The sequence below is a fragment of the Pectobacterium brasiliense genome (assembly GCF_016950255.1).
Lineage (GTDB): Bacteria > Pseudomonadota > Gammaproteobacteria > Enterobacterales > Enterobacteriaceae > Pectobacterium > Pectobacterium brasiliense.
On sequence record NZ_JACGFN010000001.1, the window covers coordinates 2,137,207 to 2,152,666 of the forward strand.

Below are 15,460 nucleotides of genomic sequence, written 5' to 3' on the forward strand. Positions count from 1 at the left end.
CTTATTTTCATCGTATAAGGTGGTAGAGTACAGTTAGATTCCATCGATAAAAACGATAGAGGCACAATGCGATATTCACCGGAATCCCTGCTGGCTTTTGTGACCACCGTTGATGCGGGCTCGTTTTCCGCCGCCGCACGGCGCTTGCATAAAAGCCAGTCCACCATCAGCGCAGCCATCGCCAATCTGGAAGCCGATCTGGGGCTGACGTTATTTGATCGATCCGGTCACCAGCCGGTGCTCACGCTGGCGGGCAGAAAAGTACTTTCCCACGTACAGGCGATCTTATCCGCCAGCGAAGAGCTGGATGGGCTGGCGATCCGTCTGGCCGACCATATCGAACCCCGTCTGACGTTTGTATTGTCCGATATCTGGCAAGCCCCCCACTACGAACCCGTGCTTCAGCGTTTCGCCCAGCATTTTCCTGATATTGAATTTGAATGCCTGATTGCGGAAGGTGATGACGTGATCGATCTGCTGCAAATGAAGCGTGCGCATGTCGGGCTAGTGCGCGCTCAGACGGATTACCCACCCGATATTGCCGCCGCACGTTTGCAGATTAAAACCGACATGGCCATCTTCGTGTCGGCAGCGCATCCGCTGACAACGGAAAAAACCGTGACGCGCGGCCAGTTGGCGACCGTCCGCCAGCTCTATCTCAATACCTATAAACGCAGCGATCGGCTGCAACCGGAAGGGATCGTCTGGTCTGCGCCGTCCTACCTGATGCTGCTGGAAATGGCACAGCAGGGGCACGGCTGGAGCATTCTGCCACGCTGGCTGGTGGCGCAATACGACCAGCAGAAACTGGTGGAACTGCCTGTTCCGGGCTGGCCGCAGTGGATTGACGTGGACGTTGTCTGGTCCAAGCCCCATCCCCCCGGTCCGGCAGGGCTTTGGATGATCGACAATCTCCTTGCCCAACAAGAGAGTGCGCCGCCATAACTCCGTCACTGCATTGGCAACATAACATTAGTCATCACATCGGCCACCGCATCGTGGCTTTTGTGATCGGTCCGTTTTTTCATGAAGCGATAAAAAGCAATAACGGTTTCTTTATATCGCCATTAAATAACATTAAAGAATAAATGGTTATTATTTTTAATTTAACCATTTACTTTACTTAATTAAGCCAATTAAAAGAGGAATATTTTCACGTTAAATCACGTGCAGTTTCACGTGGCGTCCGCACACAGGAAACCTATGCCGTGTCGCCGTTCCACGCGTCTGCTACGGGGAAAAAATAACACGCACATCATTATTATTGTGATGTACCAAAGTAGTACTTCCCGACAAAAAACCATACTATTATGGTGATTACTACTTTTGTATTCGAGACATCCCTGTAGTGCTGCGGTAATACGCCTTAATAATAAGATGCTGAATCCTATAAGGTGAAAATTTACTAATTAATGCAATTGCAAGTGAGAAAAAAATGTCGAATAAACCCTTCTATTACCAAGATCCGTTTCCACTCAGTAAAGATGACACCGAATATCGCCTGCTGAGCAGCGACTTTGTCTCTGTCGCACAGTTTGAAGGTCAGGACATCCTGAAGATCGAGCCAGCCGCGTTGACCCTTCTGGCCCAGCAAGCCTTCCACGATGCCTCTTTCATGCTCCGCCCCGCTCACCAGCAGCAAGTTGCCGATATTCTTAGCGACCCGGAAGCCAGCGAAAACGACAAATACGTTGCTCTGCAATTCCTGCGCAACTCCGAAATTTCCGCCAAGGGTATTCTGCCGACCTGTCAGGATACCGGTACGGCGATCATCGTCGGTAAAAAAGGCCAGAACGTCTGGACTGGCGGTAATGATGCCGAAGCGCTGTCTCAGGGCGTGTACAACACGTTCATTGAAGACAACCTGCGCTACTCGCAGAACGCCGCGCTGGATATGTACAAAGAGGTTAACACCGGCACCAACCTGCCCGCGCAGATTGACCTCTACAGTACCGAAGGCGAAGACTATAAATTCCTGTTCGTCACCAAAGGCGGCGGTTCTGCCAACAAGACTTATCTGTATCAGGAAACCAAAGCGCTGCTGACGCCGGGTAAGCTGAAAAGCTTCCTGATTGAGAAAATGCGTTCACTGGGCACCGCGGCCTGTCCGCCGTACCACATCGCATTTGTGATTGGCGGTACCTCGGCAGAAACCACGCTGAAAACCGTTAAGCTGGCGTCGACCAAGTACTACGACGAACTGCCGACCGAAGGCAACGAGCACGGTCAGGCATTCCGCGATGTTGCGCTGGAACAGGAAATTCTGGAAGCCGCACGCGATCTGGGTCTGGGTGCACAGTTCGGCGGAAAATATTTTGCGCACGACGTGCGGATTATCCGCCTGCCGCGCCACGGCGCATCTTGCCCAGTCGGTATGGGCGTATCCTGCTCCGCTGACCGTAACATCAAAGGTAAGATCAACCGTAAAGGTGTCTGGCTGGAGCAATTAGAGCAGAATCCGGGTAAATACATTCCTGAACATCTGCGTGAAACGGGCGAAGGCGATGCGGTTAAAATCGACCTGAACCGCCCGATGGCCGAGATCCTGAAAACGCTGTCGCAGTATCCGGTATCCACCCGTCTTTCCCTGACCGGCACCATCATCGTGGGACGTGACATTGCTCACGCCAAGCTGAAAGAACGTCTGGATAACGGCGAAGGCTTGCCGCAGTACATCAAAGATCACCCAATCTACTATGCGGGCCCGGCGAAAACGCCAGAAGGCTACCCGTCCGGCTCGTTAGGCCCAACGACCGCTGGTCGTATGGATTCCTACGTCGATTTATTGCAGGCCAACGGCGGCAGCATGATCATGCTGGCAAAAGGCAACCGTAGCCAGCAGGTAACCGACGCGTGCCATAAACACGGCGGCTTCTACCTCGGTAGCATCGGCGGCCCGGCAGCGATTCTGGCGCAGAACAGCATCAAGAGCCTAACTTGCGTGGAATACCCGGAGCTGGGAATGGAAGCCATCTGGAAAATCGAAGTCGAAGATTTCCCGGCTTTTATTCTGGTCGATGATAAAGGCAACGATTTCTTCCAGGTGATTCAGAGCGCCAAGTGCGTGAAATGCGGTTAAGTTAAATACGAGATATAGAAGTTAGGAGATATTTCGTGTGCCAACGCCCCGATTTTCGGGGCGTTTTTTATTTGATGCCCAACCGCTTTGCCAGGCGGTGCAGGTTGCCGCTGTCCATTTCCAGTTCTCTGGCGCAGGATGACCAGTTGCCTTCATGGCGCGCCAGCGTTTGTTGGATGATCCGACGCTGATAGTCGTCCGTTGCCTCCCGCAGGCCGCCGCTGATAAAATACACGGGTGCCGTGTCGATAGCGCTCGATGAATCGGAGGTCGCATGAACAGGCTGGGAGGGAAGTTCAAGATTGAAATGCTCAGGGCCTAACAGCACTTCGCCCGATTCCTGTCCTGCTCTCGCCAGCACGGTGGCACGATAAATAGCGTGTTCCAGCTCGCGCACATTCCCCGGCCAGTCGTACTGTTCCAGTTGCGCCCCCGCGTCTGCCGTCAACGCCAGCCGTGCCAGCCCCAGTTGCACGCGGCTGCGTTCACAGAAGAACCCCGCCAGCAGCGCCACATCCTGACTGCGCTCACGCAGCGGGGGTACAGACAGCGGGAACACGCTCAGACGGTGGAACAAATCGGCACGGAAAGCGCCATCCAGTACCGCCTGACGCAGATCGCGGTTGGTCGCCGCCAGCACGCGCACGTTCACTTTCAGGCTGCTGTCATCACCCACGCGCTGGAGATCGCCATACTGCAATACGCGCAGCAGCTTCGCCTGTAGCGTCAACGACAGTTCACCAATCTCATCCAGAAACAGCGTGCCGTTATCCGCCATCTCAAACTTGCCGGTTCGATGGTGGATCGCACCGGTAAACGCGCCCTTCACATGACCAAACAGCTCGCTCTCCGCAACCGATTCCGGCAGCGCGGCACAGTTCAGGTATACCAGAGGATGTGTTGCGCGGCTGGAACCACGATGAATTGCCCGTGCTACCAGCTCTTTGCCGACGCCGGTTTCCCCCATGATCAGCACGTTCAGATCGGAACCCGCGACAATATCGACCTCCTTCTTCAACCGCTGCATCGGTTCCGACAGCCCGACCATTTCTTCGACGCTTTCCGCCGCCGGACTTTCCGCCCGCACCGGCGCAGGCAATTGCCGTTCAAGACGCTCCATCAGCAGCGCGTTACTCAGCGCCGCCGCCGCCATCGCCCCCACCAGCCGCAGTTCTTCGTCGCTAAAATGGTCGAACTGGAAAGGGTCCATGCCGTCCACGGTCAGCGCCCCGATCAGGTTCTGATTGGCAAACAGCGGCAGGCCGACGCAGGCGTGCACCTTAAGATCTTCCTGACTGGGGATCAGGCCGTCATAGGGATCGGGAAGCTGGCTGTCCGCAGGAAAGCGCACCACGTCACCCGCGCGAGCAATCGCCTCCAAACGGGGATGATCGGACAGGCGAAAGCGTCGCCCCAGTACGTCCGGCGCAAGACCGTCGATCGCCAGCGGGCGGAACAGCTGATTCTCGTAACGCAACAGCGCCGAGGCATCACAGCGCAGCAACTGGCGCAGGCTGTTGATTAGGCGCTGGAAACGATCCTGATTCGATAGCCCCATTTGCAGCTCGATGGCAATGCGGGCAAGGGCGTTAATAGAGAGTGTCATGGTGTGTCCTAATGACAGAGTCTGTGTCATTAAGACAATAGATAAAGCATGTCATTTTGACAATCAATATTTATTAAACCTTATAAATCAATTAATTAAAAATTGGCACACTTCCTGCAATCTCTACAGCATATTCCCGTATACGACTATTGAGGTTTCAGAACATGACGATTCACGTTAAGAACAATATCCACTGGGTTGGACAACGCGACTGGGAAGTTCGTGATTTTCACGGCACCGAATACAAGACGCTGCAAGGCAGCAGCTACAACAGCTACCTGATCCGCGAAGAAAAAACCGTGCTGATCGATACCGTCGATCACAAATTCAGCCGTGAGTTTGTGCAAAACCTGATGGCGGAAGTGGATCTGAACACGATTGACTACATCGTGATCAACCACGCTGAGGAGGATCACGCCGGTGCGCTGACTGAGCTGATGGCGCGTATTCCCAACACGCCGATTTACTGCACCCACAATGCGATCGATTCCATTACCGGTCACCATCACCACCCTGAGTGGAATTTCCACACGGTCAAAACCGGCGACACGCTGGATATCGGCAACGGCAAGCAGTTGATCTTTATCGAAACGCCGATGCTGCACTGGCCAGACAGTATGATGACCTATATGACCGAGGATGCCGTGCTGTTCAGTAACGATGCGTTCGGTCAGCACTATTGCGATGAGCACCTGTTCAATGACGAAGTCGATCAGACTGAACTGTTCGAGCAGTGCCAACGCTATTTCGCCAATATTCTGACGCCATTCAGCCGCCTGGTGACCGCCAAGATCCACGAAGTACTGGGTTTCAACCTGCCGCTGTCGATGGTTGCAACCTCACACGGCGTGGTATGGCGCAACGATCCTGCCCAGATCATTCACCTGTATCTGAAGTGGGCAGACAGCTATCAGGAAGATCGCATCACGCTGTTTTACGACACCATGTCCAATAACACCCGCATGATGGCCGACGCCATTGCGCAAGGTATCAACGATGTCGATCCCGGCGTAGCGGTAAAAATTTATAACGTCGCCCGTCACGACAAGAACGAGATCCTGACACAGGTCTTCCGCTCGAAAGGCGTGTTAGTCGGCTCATCCACCATGAATAACGTGATGATGCCGAAGGTCGCCGCCATGCTGGAAGAGATCACCGGTCTGCGTTTCCAAAACAAGAAAGCCTCCGCGTTCGGCAGCTACGGCTGGAACGGCGGCGCGGTAGACCGTGTGCAAACCCGTCTGATGGACGCTGGTTTCGAAACCACGCTGGCGTTGAAAACCAAGTGGCGTCCTGACGGTTCCGCGCTGGAAATTTGTCGCGAACACGGTCGCGAAATCGCGCGTCAGTGGGCACTGCACCCGCTGGATAATACGCCTACCCGTCGCGTCATCTCGCCCGTAAAACAGACCGCGGCGGCACCGCAAGCCACCGCTGTCCCGCAGACTGCGAGCGCCCCCGCCGAGAAATCCTGCGGATGCAATGAAGTCGCTGCGCCACAATCGACAGCACAGTCAGAAAACGGCTGTATGCAGTGCAGTGTCTGCCAGTGGATCTACGATCCGGCACTCGGCGAACCGATGCAGGATGTCACACCGGGCACCATGTGGTCGGACGTACCAGACAGCTTCCTCTGCCCAGAATGCGGGCTGGGCAAAGACGTTTTCAATCCGATTCGATAAGGAGAGGATGATGAAAGATATCGTGATTATTGGCGCGGGCTTTGCTGCCCGCCAGCTCATCCGGCAGCTACGCAAGCTGGATGCACACTGCCCTATCCGCCTGATTACTGCCGACAGCGGCGATGAGTACAACAAGCCGGATCTGAGCCATGTGATGAGCATGCAACAGCGCGCCGACGATCTGACCAAAATGTCGGCAACCGCGTTTGCCGAAGAAAACCGCATTGCGCTGCTGGCCAATACGCGCGTCACTGCCATTGACCGCCATGCGCAACAGGTCGTCTGTGGCGCGGATCGCTATGATTACCACAAGCTGGTGTTCGCGACCGGTGCCAGCGCGATGGTGCCGCCGATCCCGGGGCGCGAACATATGCTGACGCTCAATAGTCAGCAGGAATATCGTATCCACGAAAGTCGGCTCTGGCAGGCCAAACGCGTACTGGTGCTCGGTGCCGGACTCATTGGTACCGAACTGGCGATGGATTTGGGTCGCGCAGGAAAACGGGTCACGCTGGTTGACTGCGCCAGCAGCATTCTGCCCGCGTTGATGCCGCCCGAAGTCAGCGCGCGCCTACAGTTCACGCTAACGCAGCAGAGCGTTTCGCTGTTGCTGAACACGACCCTGCAACAGTTGGAGAAAACCGAAACCGGCGTACAGGCCACATTTACCGATGGTCGATCTATCGAAGTAGACGAAATCCTCTCCGCTATCGGTTTGCAAGCCAACACGCAACTGGCAAAAGCGGCGGGGTTAACGGTGCAGAAAGGTATCCAGACCAATGCGCAGTTACAGACCACCGATCCACTGATTTATGCGCTGGGCGACTGCGCAGAGATTGGCGGTAAACTCCTGCCTTTCCTTCAGCCGATTCAGCTCAGCGCGATTACGCTGGCGAAAAACCTGCTGGGGGCCAACGAGATGCTAACGCTGCCGCCGATGCTGGTTAAAATAAAGACGCCGCTATTTCCCTTACAGATGGCTGGCGATACCACCAGCGGTGATTTGCACTGGCAGCAGGAATGGAACGAACAGGGGATGGTGGCGAAAGCGCTGGATAGTCAGCAGGTGCTACGCGCCTTTGTGGTCGGTGGTGAGCGGATGAAAGAAGCATTTCCACTGCTGCGACAGCTTTCCATGGTGAGTTAAACTACGGCCTGAGACAGCAAAATAAATAATGCATTTAAAATACATATTTTCTGGTCAGCCTGCGTGCGGATTAATAGAATACGGCTATCGCTTTTAGAATTTACAGACCGAGGTAACGATGCAAGATCTCATTTGTTATAAGAAGATGCCACAATGGAACAGCCAGACGCTGCCTGCCGCGTTTCAGGAAAAGCACAACACGCAGGAAGGCACCTGGGCAAAACTGACCGTGTTGAAAGGGGAAATGACCTTCTCCATACTGACCGAAGAGGGCGAGACGCTGGAGACGTTTCAGTTCTCCGAGCAGAACCAACCACCGTTTGTTGAACCACAGGCGTGGCACCGCATCGTCTCGTTTTCTGACGATCTTGAATGTCAGCTCAGCTTTTTCTGCTCGGCGGAAGATTTTTACCATAAAAAATACGGCCTGACGCGTACCCATTCCGAAGTGATCAACGCCGTGCAGCACATCAAACCGGGCAAAACTCTGGATTTAGGCTGCGGCGGTGGGCGTAACTCGCTGTACCTGAACCTGCGCGGTTTTGATGTCACGGCTTGTGATAAGCACGCGCAAAGCATTGATTCGCTGAATAACATCATCAAGAGCGAAGCACTGGAAAACATCCGGGCGGGCGTTTACAACATCAATCTGGCGGAAATCAAAGAGCAGTACGACTTTATTCTGTCGACCGTCGTGCTGATGTTTCTGGAACGCGATCGTATTCCGCACATCATCAGCAATATGCAGGACAGCACCGTTAACGGCGGCTATAACCTGATTATCGCCGCGATGTCGACGGAAGATCGCCCGTGCCCGATGCCTTTCTCGTTTACCTTTAAAGAAAACGAGCTGAAGGACTATTACGCCGATTGGGAGATCCTCAAATACAACGAGGATATGGGTGAGCTACACAAGACCGATGCGCATGGTAATCGCATCAAGCTGCGCTTCGCCACGCTGCTGGCAAGAAAGCCGTAAGCACCGGCTAGCCGTTAAAAAACCTAACTCCATAAAATACAAAAGGGCCGATTACTCGGCCCTTCTTATTTCTCTATACGCTGCGTGAATCAGCTGGCTTTGCGCTCTGCCGCGATGCGGTAAGCCACCAGATCTTCAATCGTCAGTACCGGCATATCGTGCTGTTTGGCAAACGTGATGACTTCCGGCGCGTGCGCCATTGAGCCATCATCGTTCGTCAGTTCACACAGAACACCAGACGGTTTCAGGCCCGCTAGCGTCATCAGATCAACCGTCGCTTCAGTGTGACCACCGCGTGTTAACACGCCACCCGGTTGGGCGCGCAGCGGGAATACGTGACCGGGGCGATTCAGATCGCTCGGCTTGGCGTTATCCGCAATCGCGGCGCGAATGGTAGTCAGGCGGTCGGCAGCAGAAACGCCCGTCGTCACGCCTTCGGCGGCTTCGATCGTCACGGTGAATGCCGTTTGGTAATGGCTGGAGTTCTTCTCCACCATCATCGGCAATTCCAGCTGCTGGCGACGCTCTTCCGTCAGGCACAGGCACACAATGCCACTGCCGTGACGAATCGTCAGCGCCATTTGTTCGACGGTCATATTTTCAGCGGAAAAGATCATGTCACCTTCGTTTTCACGATCTTCATCATCCAACACCAGCACGCCACGGCCATGACGCAATGCATCAAGTGCGCGTTCTACGCGTTCGGTAGGATTGCCAAATTCAGAAAGTAATGTCTGATTCATGGTAAAAAACCTCAATGTTATTATGGATTACCAGAATCAGGGCGAGCTTGAGGAGTAACCACTACTACTGGTTGCATAGTAATAGTTAACAAAAATAACGCGAGCGGGCATATAGCCCGACAGATACCGTTATTCTCTCCCATCCGGACTTTAACCGTCGGCTCCGGAATTACACCGGATCTGCTGACCCCACGCTGCAAAATCGATCATTAAATCGAAGAAAACAGCGAGAGCGCTCGCGGGCTTCCAGTATGTGTACTGGTTTACCGCCGGTGGGGAATTACACCCCGCCCTGAGAATAAGCGGGTTTACTATAACGCTAATACCTCGATAGGGCAATTGATCCGCCACAGGAAATAGGGCAAAACGTATGCTGGATTACAGTAAAACTATTCTGAATTACAGTAAAACCATGCTGAATATGTGCAAAGCAGATGTCAGATTTCATTTATACCCATTACACTTGCTATAGTAATAACTTACATAACCTAATCAGGAAAGCGACATGATTGACCCAAAGAAGATTGAACAAATCGCCCGTCAAGTGCATGAATCTATGCCAAAAGGTATCCGGGAATTGGGTGATGATGTGGAGAAAAAGATTCGTCAGGTCTTGCAGGCACAGCTGACCCGATTGGATTTGGTGAACCGTGAAGAGTTCGATATTCAGACGCAGGTTCTGCTCCGCACGCGCGAGAAGATTGCCCGTCTGGAACAGCGTATGACCGAGCTGGAAGCGAAACTGTCTGCGGAAGAAAAGCCTGCCGCAGCGCCGGAAAACGACTAATCCCCCCGTCATCATCGATGCAGCGCCCTCATCAGGGCGTTGCTCAATTCCCTATCCCGCCTACCCGAAACCCAGATTTCACGTCACGGAATTCAGAATAAACGACTCAGTGGGAAATCAGTTCGACCTGCTTACGCGGCAGGAATAGCCACAGCACAGCCAACATGATTAACGCATACAGCGATTTCCAGCCGATCATCAGCAACAGCGCACAGCAGAGCAGTCCCCCGATTGCCGCCATCACGCGCGCGCGCGCCCTTTCAGCAAACGCCATCCGGCCAGCATACACAGCAGATAAATCAGCACAAAGATGCCGTTCGCATACACAATCAGCATATCCAGCGGCAGCCTGAGCCAGTAAATCAACAAGCAGCATACCAGACAGCAGGCCACTACAACTGACAGCGCATTCACTGGTGCCTGCCCTGGAGACAGCTTCGCTAATGCACTTCCTTTCGATGCCTGCGACCAAACTAAACGGGCAAATCCCTGCGTGTAGATATTCACGCTGGCAAAGCAAGCCAGATACCCGACAAAGCAGGCAATCCACAGCGCATGTTCGCCAAACAGCTGCACGACAATACCCGGCAGTGAGGCGGTTGCGGCAATACCTTCACCGTAAGCCTTAAAATGCAGCACGGCCACCGTACATCCCCAATAAACCGCACCAGCGACCAGCATACCGATCAGTAAAGCCCGAGGAAAATCACGTTCCGGCGCCCGAAATTCCGTCGCCATATGGGCAAAAGCCTCAAGGCCAACGAAGCACCAGAACATCACAGCCAGCGCGCCGAAGGTGTTAGACCATGACAACTCACTCACCGACGGCCAGGGAATATGCGCGGGCGTGATATCACCCTGCCACCAGATTGCAGCAACCAACCCCACCACCAGCATCGCAATGACGATCTGAATGTTGGCGCTGGATCCCGCACTGCGCAAGCCAAGCAGCCAGATACCGCCTAGCGTCAGCAGCTGTACGCAGAGCAGCCCCAGATCGCTCCAGCCAAACGCAGCCTGCCAGAATCCGGCGGCAATCTGCAAGGCAGCAGGCAGACCCAGCGGAATAACGGACAGGAATAGCCAGCCGGTCACCCGCGCCATACGCGGCCCAAAAGCGAGGTTAACAAAGTGCGCGGCCCCGCCCGCATTAGGAAAATGTTGCCCCAGCGCGGCAAAGCCAATGGCGATAGGAAAAACAAGCAAAATCAAGATCGGCCACGCCCATAGACTGTCTTGCTGTGCCAGCTGTGCGACCAGCGCGGGAACCGCAAACACCCCAGTCCCCAGCAGAGAAGTAGAAAGCAACCCCACGCCCTGAATCAGCCCAAGCTCTTGTTTTAACCCTTTTGCTTCACTCACTACGTATCACCTTTTCTTGCCCTTCTAGACCACGGTCAGATTGAAGCATAAAAAAAGCCTCCACTAACGGAGGCTTCTCTCACCCACTGCATTCATAAACTTATGCTTTCACATAAATAGATAGTGCTATCAGGCGTTGGCTTTCAGCACATCGCGAATGCGGGCTTTGTAGGATTCAACCTTCTGCGGCGTCATCATACGACGTTCATCATCCTGCACCACACCGCCAACATCGTCAGCAATGCGCTGTGCAGACTGTAACATCAGTTTAAAGTTTTGACTGGCATCGCCATAAGACGGCACCATCATAAAAATGGACACGCCGGGCGTCGAGAACTCGGACATGGCATCGACATTAAACGAACCGGGCTTAACCATATTGGCCAGACTGAACAACACAGGGCCTGCGCCAGCAGGATTCACATGACGATGGAAAATGTTCATTTCACCAAACTGGAAGCCGGCCTGAAGCAGGCTTTGCAGCAGCACTTCACCGCCGATGACACCGCCCTGATGCGCCACGACGTGCAGCACCAGAACCGCTTCTTTTGCTGCTGCGGGTTCAACTGGCTCAACAGGTTGCTGAGGCTGTGCAGGAGCGGGCTGAACTTTTTCATGCAGTGAATGTGCAACAGGCTGCTGTGGAGCCGCTGCTGGGGCATCATACGCAAACGACTCACGCGGAGCGTTAATGCTCGATTCAGAAATCGGGGTTTCTCTAGGGGTGACAACCTCCGGGTGAGTATCGCCACGTACCTGCGCACGCGGAGAATCTACCGGCGTGGCTTCATCCAGCAGAGGATCGTAAGAAGACACGGGAGACAGGTGATCGAACGGCGATTTCGCCTCTGAACGAACGTCTTCGCGTGCACTGTTGTTATTAAGTGAAGAGTTATTAAATGGAGGATTATCAAATGACGCGTTATCAAATGATGAGTTATCAAGTGAAGCGCTGCCAAATGAAGGCTCACTCTGCTGCGGGCGAGCACCCTTCACGCGAACTTCGCCAACGCCTTCATCCAGATCGTCAAGCGGCGTTTCATCACGCGCTTTTTTTGCACGTTTAACCGGGCGGTCACGAAAAAGGGACGAGCGCTCTTTACGGCTAGTCCACAAGCCGTGCAGTAAAAGCGCTATTATAGCGATCGCGCCAACAACGATTAATATCAGACGCAAGTCCTGCATCATTGCTATCCCAATTGTTCTAACAAAACATTGCCACCACGGCAAATACCTATACTACTAACTCTATTTGCCTGAGTACACAAGTGCAAGCCTGCACGGTACTTTATGACAATAAAGATAGATACAACGCACTTTTTTGCTGTTTTTTCATCCAAATGCGGGCTAGTCAGCATAAGTTCATCCCGATATGATGCCTCAACAAACAAATGACTGAGTCTATCGGCACCATGTTTCCAGAAAAATCATCATCCTCCGAAAAATCGTCTTATGGCAACACCACAGGCCAGGTTCGTAGCGGCATACACTATTTTCTTGCCGGATGGCGCCTGATCTCACTGCCGGGCATCCGGCGTTTCGTTATTTTGCCTTTACTGATGAACATCGTACTGATGGGCGGGGCTTTCTGGTGGCTTTTTACCCAGTTGAATGACTGGATTCCGCAGATCATGAGCCACATTCCGAGCTGGCTGCAATGGCTCAGCTACCTTATTTGGCCACTGGCCGTGCTCTCCATTTTGCTGGTATTCAGCTACCTATTCAGCACGATCGCCAATTTTATCGCTGCACCGTTTAACGGCTTGTTAGCGGAGCAACTGGAAGCAAAACTCACCGGACAAACGTTGCCGGACAGCGGCATACTCGGCATCGCCAAAGACATCCCACGCATCATGAAGCGTGAAGTCCAAAAGCTGGCGTATTACCTGCCACGCGCGATTGTGCTACTGCTGCTCTATTTCATCCCCGGCATTGGACAAACTGTCGCACCGGTACTGTGGTTTCTGTTCAGCGCGTGGATGCTGGCGATTCAATACTGCGATTATCCTTTTGATAACCACAAAGTGGGCTTTGCCACGATGCGTCAGGCATTACGTCGCCATAAAGTCGCCAATATGCAGTTTGGTGCCCTGGTCAGCCTGTTTACGCTGGTGCCTTTTTTGAATCTGGTCATCATGCCCGTTGCGGTATGCGGTGCAACGCAACTGTGGGTGGATCGCTATCGCGATCTATCAGCAACCCTGCCGAAAAAAGCGCCATGAAACGACAGTAAGCACTGGCTGATAACGGCCAGTGTTTTCTATTGTAATGAAAAGATATTTCTTAAGAACATAACGATATAGCAATTCTTTACTTCACTGAAAAGTGTGAACGAGTATTCTCTCTACGTTCGCAAAAATTTCATACAGTTATAAGGACAGGCTATGAGCAAGATCTACGAAGACAATTCTTTCACAATCGGCCATACGCCGCTGGTTCGCCTGAACCGTATCGGCAACGGACGCATTCTGGCTAAAGTGGAATCCCGCAACCCCAGCTTCAGCGTAAAATGCCGTATCGGCTCCAACCTGATTTGGGATGCAGAAAAACGCGGCGTTCTCAAACCAGGTGTTGAGCTGGTTGAACCGACCAGCGGAAACACAGGGATTGCACTTGCCTATGTCGCCGCAGCTCGCGGTTACAAACTCACGCTCACCATGCCAGAAACTATGAGCATCGAGCGCCGCAAACTGCTGAAAGCACTGGGTGCTAACCTGGTACTGACCGAAGGCGCGAAAGGCATGAAAGGTGCCATTGCCAAGGCAGAAGAGATTGTTGCCAGCGATCCGCAGCGTTATCTGCTGCTACAGCAGTTCAGCAACCCTGCTAACCCGGAAATTCACGAAAAAACCACCGGTCCTGAAATCTGGGAAGATACCGATGGTCAGGTTGATGTCTTTATCTCTGGGGTCGGTACGGGCGGTACGCTGACCGGTGTCAGCCGCTACATCAAGAACACCAAAGGCAAAGCCATCACCAGCGTGGCGGTTGAACCTACCGATTCACCCGTCATCACTCAGGCGCTGGCAGGCGAAGAGCTGAAGCCAGGCCCGCACAAGATTCAGGGCATCGGCGCGGGTTTCATTCCGGGTAACCTGGATCTGAAACTGATTGACCGCGTAGAGAAAGTGACGAACGAAGAGGCGATCAGCACCGCGCGCCGTTTGATGGAAGAAGAAGGCATTCTGGCGGGTATTTCTTCCGGTGCCGCCGTTGCCGCAGCGCTGAACTTGCTCAAAGAAAAAGAATTTGAAGATAAAACTATCGTCGTTATTCTGCCTTCTTCCGGCGAACGCTACCTCAGCACAGCACTCTTTGCCGACCTGTTCACCGAGCAGGAACTGCAACAATAACCTCCCGGCCACACTCGAACAACAAGTGACCAATGTGTTAAAAAAAGCACCTATTTAGGTGCTTTTTTGTGGCACAGTTCAAACTTTCCACCACATGTGGATTGCTTTTCTACATCAGGTTTAGTATTTAACCGAACAATTATTTTGATGCGTGAAATTAATATCTGACAAATACCACGCCCCGTCACATGCTTTTCCCCTGCGCACGATAGCCCACATCGCCGTTTTGCGACTGAGGTTAAGATAATGGGTAGCGGAAGCTGCGGTGTTTGATGGTATTTTATTCAGGAAATACGTTTGACGGTTTTCTTGTCGCATCGTGGCTCGCCCCTGTAACATACATCAGGAGCTAACCAAACAGGCTAAAGTTCAGTGAATCAACTAGACTTTAGTTCCACAACATTAATCTAATCCATAAGTTGGGGAAAAAAGCATGTTCCAGCAAGAAGTGACTATCACCGCACCAAATGGCCTGCACACTCGTCCTGCTGCTCAGTTCGTCAAAGAAGCTAAAGGCTTCACCTCAGAAATCACCGTGACGTCCAACGGCAAGAGCGCTAGCGCCAAGAGCCTGTTCAAATTACAAACACTCGGCTTAACACAAGGAACTGTGGTTACTATCGCTGCGGAAGGCGAAGACGAACAAAAAGCGGTTGAACACCTGGTCAAGCTGATGGCTGAGCTCGAGTAACCGACGAGTTTTTTAGTGAACACCAGAATCG

Annotated in this window: 12 protein-coding genes, 1 pseudogene and 1 riboswitch; of the genes and pseudogenes, 9 read left to right on the forward strand and 4 right to left on the reverse strand. The window is 53.0% G+C overall.

Annotation, left to right across the window (positions count from 1 at the left end):
* Window positions 1-66 precede the first annotated feature (66 nt).
* Complete coding sequence (locus H4F65_RS09550; RefSeq protein ID WP_010285904.1) at window positions 67-945, forward strand: LysR family transcriptional regulator; 879 nt, start codon at window positions 67-69, stop codon at window positions 943-945.
* Between the two features lie 490 nt (window positions 946-1,435).
* Window positions 1,436-3,079 (forward strand): class I fumarate hydratase FumA, encoded by a 1,644-nt coding sequence (gene fumA, locus H4F65_RS09555; RefSeq protein WP_010285901.1) that lies wholly within the window; start codon window positions 1,436-1,438, stop codon window positions 3,077-3,079.
* 67 nt (window positions 3,080-3,146) lie between these two features.
* Here the strand turns inward: fumA and norR are convergent, their stop codons facing one another.
* The gene (gene norR, locus H4F65_RS09560; protein ID WP_010285900.1) at window positions 3,147-4,685 is read right to left on the reverse strand and encodes a nitric oxide reductase transcriptional regulator NorR; all 1,539 of its coding nucleotides are present in this window, start codon (window positions 4,683-4,685) and stop codon (window positions 3,147-3,149) included.
* A 164-nt stretch (window positions 4,686-4,849) separates the two neighbouring features.
* Between norR and norV the strand changes: the two genes are divergently transcribed.
* From norV to tehB, 3 genes are all read left to right on the forward strand, one after another.
* Window positions 4,850-6,367 carry an anaerobic nitric oxide reductase flavorubredoxin gene (norV, locus tag H4F65_RS09565; protein WP_010285899.1) on the forward strand — a complete coding sequence of 506 codons (1,518 nt, stop codon included), beginning with the start codon at window positions 4,850-4,852 and terminating at the stop codon, window positions 6,365-6,367.
* 7 nt (window positions 6,368-6,374) lie between these two features.
* The gene (gene norW, locus H4F65_RS09570; protein ID WP_039319399.1) at window positions 6,375-7,514 is read left to right on the forward strand and encodes an NADH:flavorubredoxin reductase NorW; all 1,140 of its coding nucleotides are present in this window, start codon (window positions 6,375-6,377) and stop codon (window positions 7,512-7,514) included.
* 118 nt (window positions 7,515-7,632) lie between these two features.
* Window positions 7,633-8,493 (forward strand): SAM-dependent methyltransferase TehB, encoded by an 861-nt coding sequence (tehB, locus tag H4F65_RS09575; protein ID WP_010284395.1) that lies wholly within the window; start codon window positions 7,633-7,635, stop codon window positions 8,491-8,493.
* Between the two features lie 89 nt (window positions 8,494-8,582).
* Here tehB and ribB read toward each other — a convergent pair whose 3' ends face one another.
* Window positions 8,583-9,236 (reverse strand): 3,4-dihydroxy-2-butanone-4-phosphate synthase, encoded by a 654-nt coding sequence (gene ribB / locus H4F65_RS09580; RefSeq protein ID WP_010284392.1) that lies wholly within the window; start codon window positions 9,234-9,236, stop codon window positions 8,583-8,585.
* Between the two features lie 127 nt (window positions 9,237-9,363).
* Window positions 9,364-9,540, reverse strand: a riboswitch (FMN riboswitch).
* Window positions 9,541-9,741: 201 nt separating this feature from the next.
* Between ribB and ubiK the strand changes: the two genes are divergently transcribed.
* Window positions 9,742-10,023 carry a ubiquinone biosynthesis accessory factor UbiK gene (gene ubiK, locus H4F65_RS09585; RefSeq protein ID WP_010284391.1) on the forward strand — a complete coding sequence of 94 codons (282 nt, stop codon included), beginning with the start codon at window positions 9,742-9,744 and terminating at the stop codon, window positions 10,021-10,023.
* 106 nt (window positions 10,024-10,129) lie between these two features.
* On the opposite strand, the pseudogene yjeH reads toward ubiK, so the two are convergent.
* Both yjeH and zipA read right to left on the reverse strand, forming a co-directional pair.
* Window positions 10,130-11,385: pseudogene (gene yjeH / locus H4F65_RS09590) on the reverse strand (L-methionine/branched-chain amino acid transporter).
* Between the two features lie 129 nt (window positions 11,386-11,514).
* The gene (gene zipA, locus H4F65_RS09595; RefSeq protein WP_172644996.1) at window positions 11,515-12,573 is read right to left on the reverse strand and encodes a cell division protein ZipA; all 1,059 of its coding nucleotides are present in this window, start codon (window positions 12,571-12,573) and stop codon (window positions 11,515-11,517) included.
* A 203-nt stretch (window positions 12,574-12,776) separates the two neighbouring features.
* Here zipA and cysZ point away from each other — a divergent pair, with 203 nt between their 5' ends.
* The 3 genes from cysZ to ptsH all read left to right on the forward strand — a co-directional run bounded on the left by cysZ (window position 12,777) and on the right by ptsH (window position 15,429).
* A complete protein-coding gene (gene cysZ, locus H4F65_RS09600) occupies window positions 12,777-13,607 on the forward strand; it encodes a sulfate transporter CysZ (RefSeq protein WP_010284384.1) in 831 nt (276 codons plus the stop codon).
* A gap of 162 nt (window positions 13,608-13,769) precedes the next feature.
* A complete protein-coding gene (gene cysK / locus H4F65_RS09605; RefSeq protein ID WP_010284383.1) occupies window positions 13,770-14,738 on the forward strand; it encodes a cysteine synthase A in 969 nt (322 codons plus the stop codon).
* 433 nt (window positions 14,739-15,171) lie between these two features.
* Window positions 15,172-15,429: a phosphocarrier protein Hpr gene (ptsH, locus tag H4F65_RS09610; protein WP_005971891.1), complete on the forward strand. Its 258-nt coding sequence runs from the start codon at window positions 15,172-15,174 to the stop codon at window positions 15,427-15,429.
* Window positions 15,430-15,460: the final 31 nt, after the last annotated feature.

Excerpts from the sequence above, each read along its gene's own strand:
- cysZ (WP_010284384.1), top strand. The coding sequence starts at position 12,777 with ATGACTGAGTCTATCGGCACCATGTTTCCAGAAAAATCATCATCCTCC.
- ptsH (WP_005971891.1), top strand. The coding sequence starts at position 15,172 with ATGTTCCAGCAAGAAGTGACTATCACCGCACCAAATGGCCTGCACACT.
- norV (WP_010285899.1), top strand. The coding sequence starts at position 4,850 with ATGACGATTCACGTTAAGAACAATATCCACTGGGTTGGACAACGCGAC.
- norR (WP_010285900.1), bottom strand. The coding sequence starts at position 4,685 with ATGACACTCTCTATTAACGCCCTTGCCCGCATTGCCATCGAGCTGCAA.
- tehB (WP_010284395.1), top strand. The coding sequence starts at position 7,633 with ATGCAAGATCTCATTTGTTATAAGAAGATGCCACAATGGAACAGCCAG.
- H4F65_RS09550 (WP_010285904.1), top strand. The coding sequence starts at position 67 with ATGCGATATTCACCGGAATCCCTGCTGGCTTTTGTGACCACCGTTGAT.
- norW (WP_039319399.1), top strand. The coding sequence starts at position 6,375 with ATGATGAAAGATATCGTGATTATTGGCGCGGGCTTTGCTGCCCGCCAG.
- cysK (WP_010284383.1), top strand. The coding sequence starts at position 13,770 with ATGAGCAAGATCTACGAAGACAATTCTTTCACAATCGGCCATACGCCG.
- ubiK (WP_010284391.1), top strand. The coding sequence starts at position 9,742 with ATGATTGACCCAAAGAAGATTGAACAAATCGCCCGTCAAGTGCATGAA.
- zipA (WP_172644996.1), bottom strand. The coding sequence starts at position 12,573 with ATGATGCAGGACTTGCGTCTGATATTAATCGTTGTTGGCGCGATCGCT.
- fumA (WP_010285901.1), top strand. The coding sequence starts at position 1,436 with ATGTCGAATAAACCCTTCTATTACCAAGATCCGTTTCCACTCAGTAAA.
- ribB (WP_010284392.1), bottom strand. The coding sequence starts at position 9,236 with ATGAATCAGACATTACTTTCTGAATTTGGCAATCCTACCGAACGCGTA.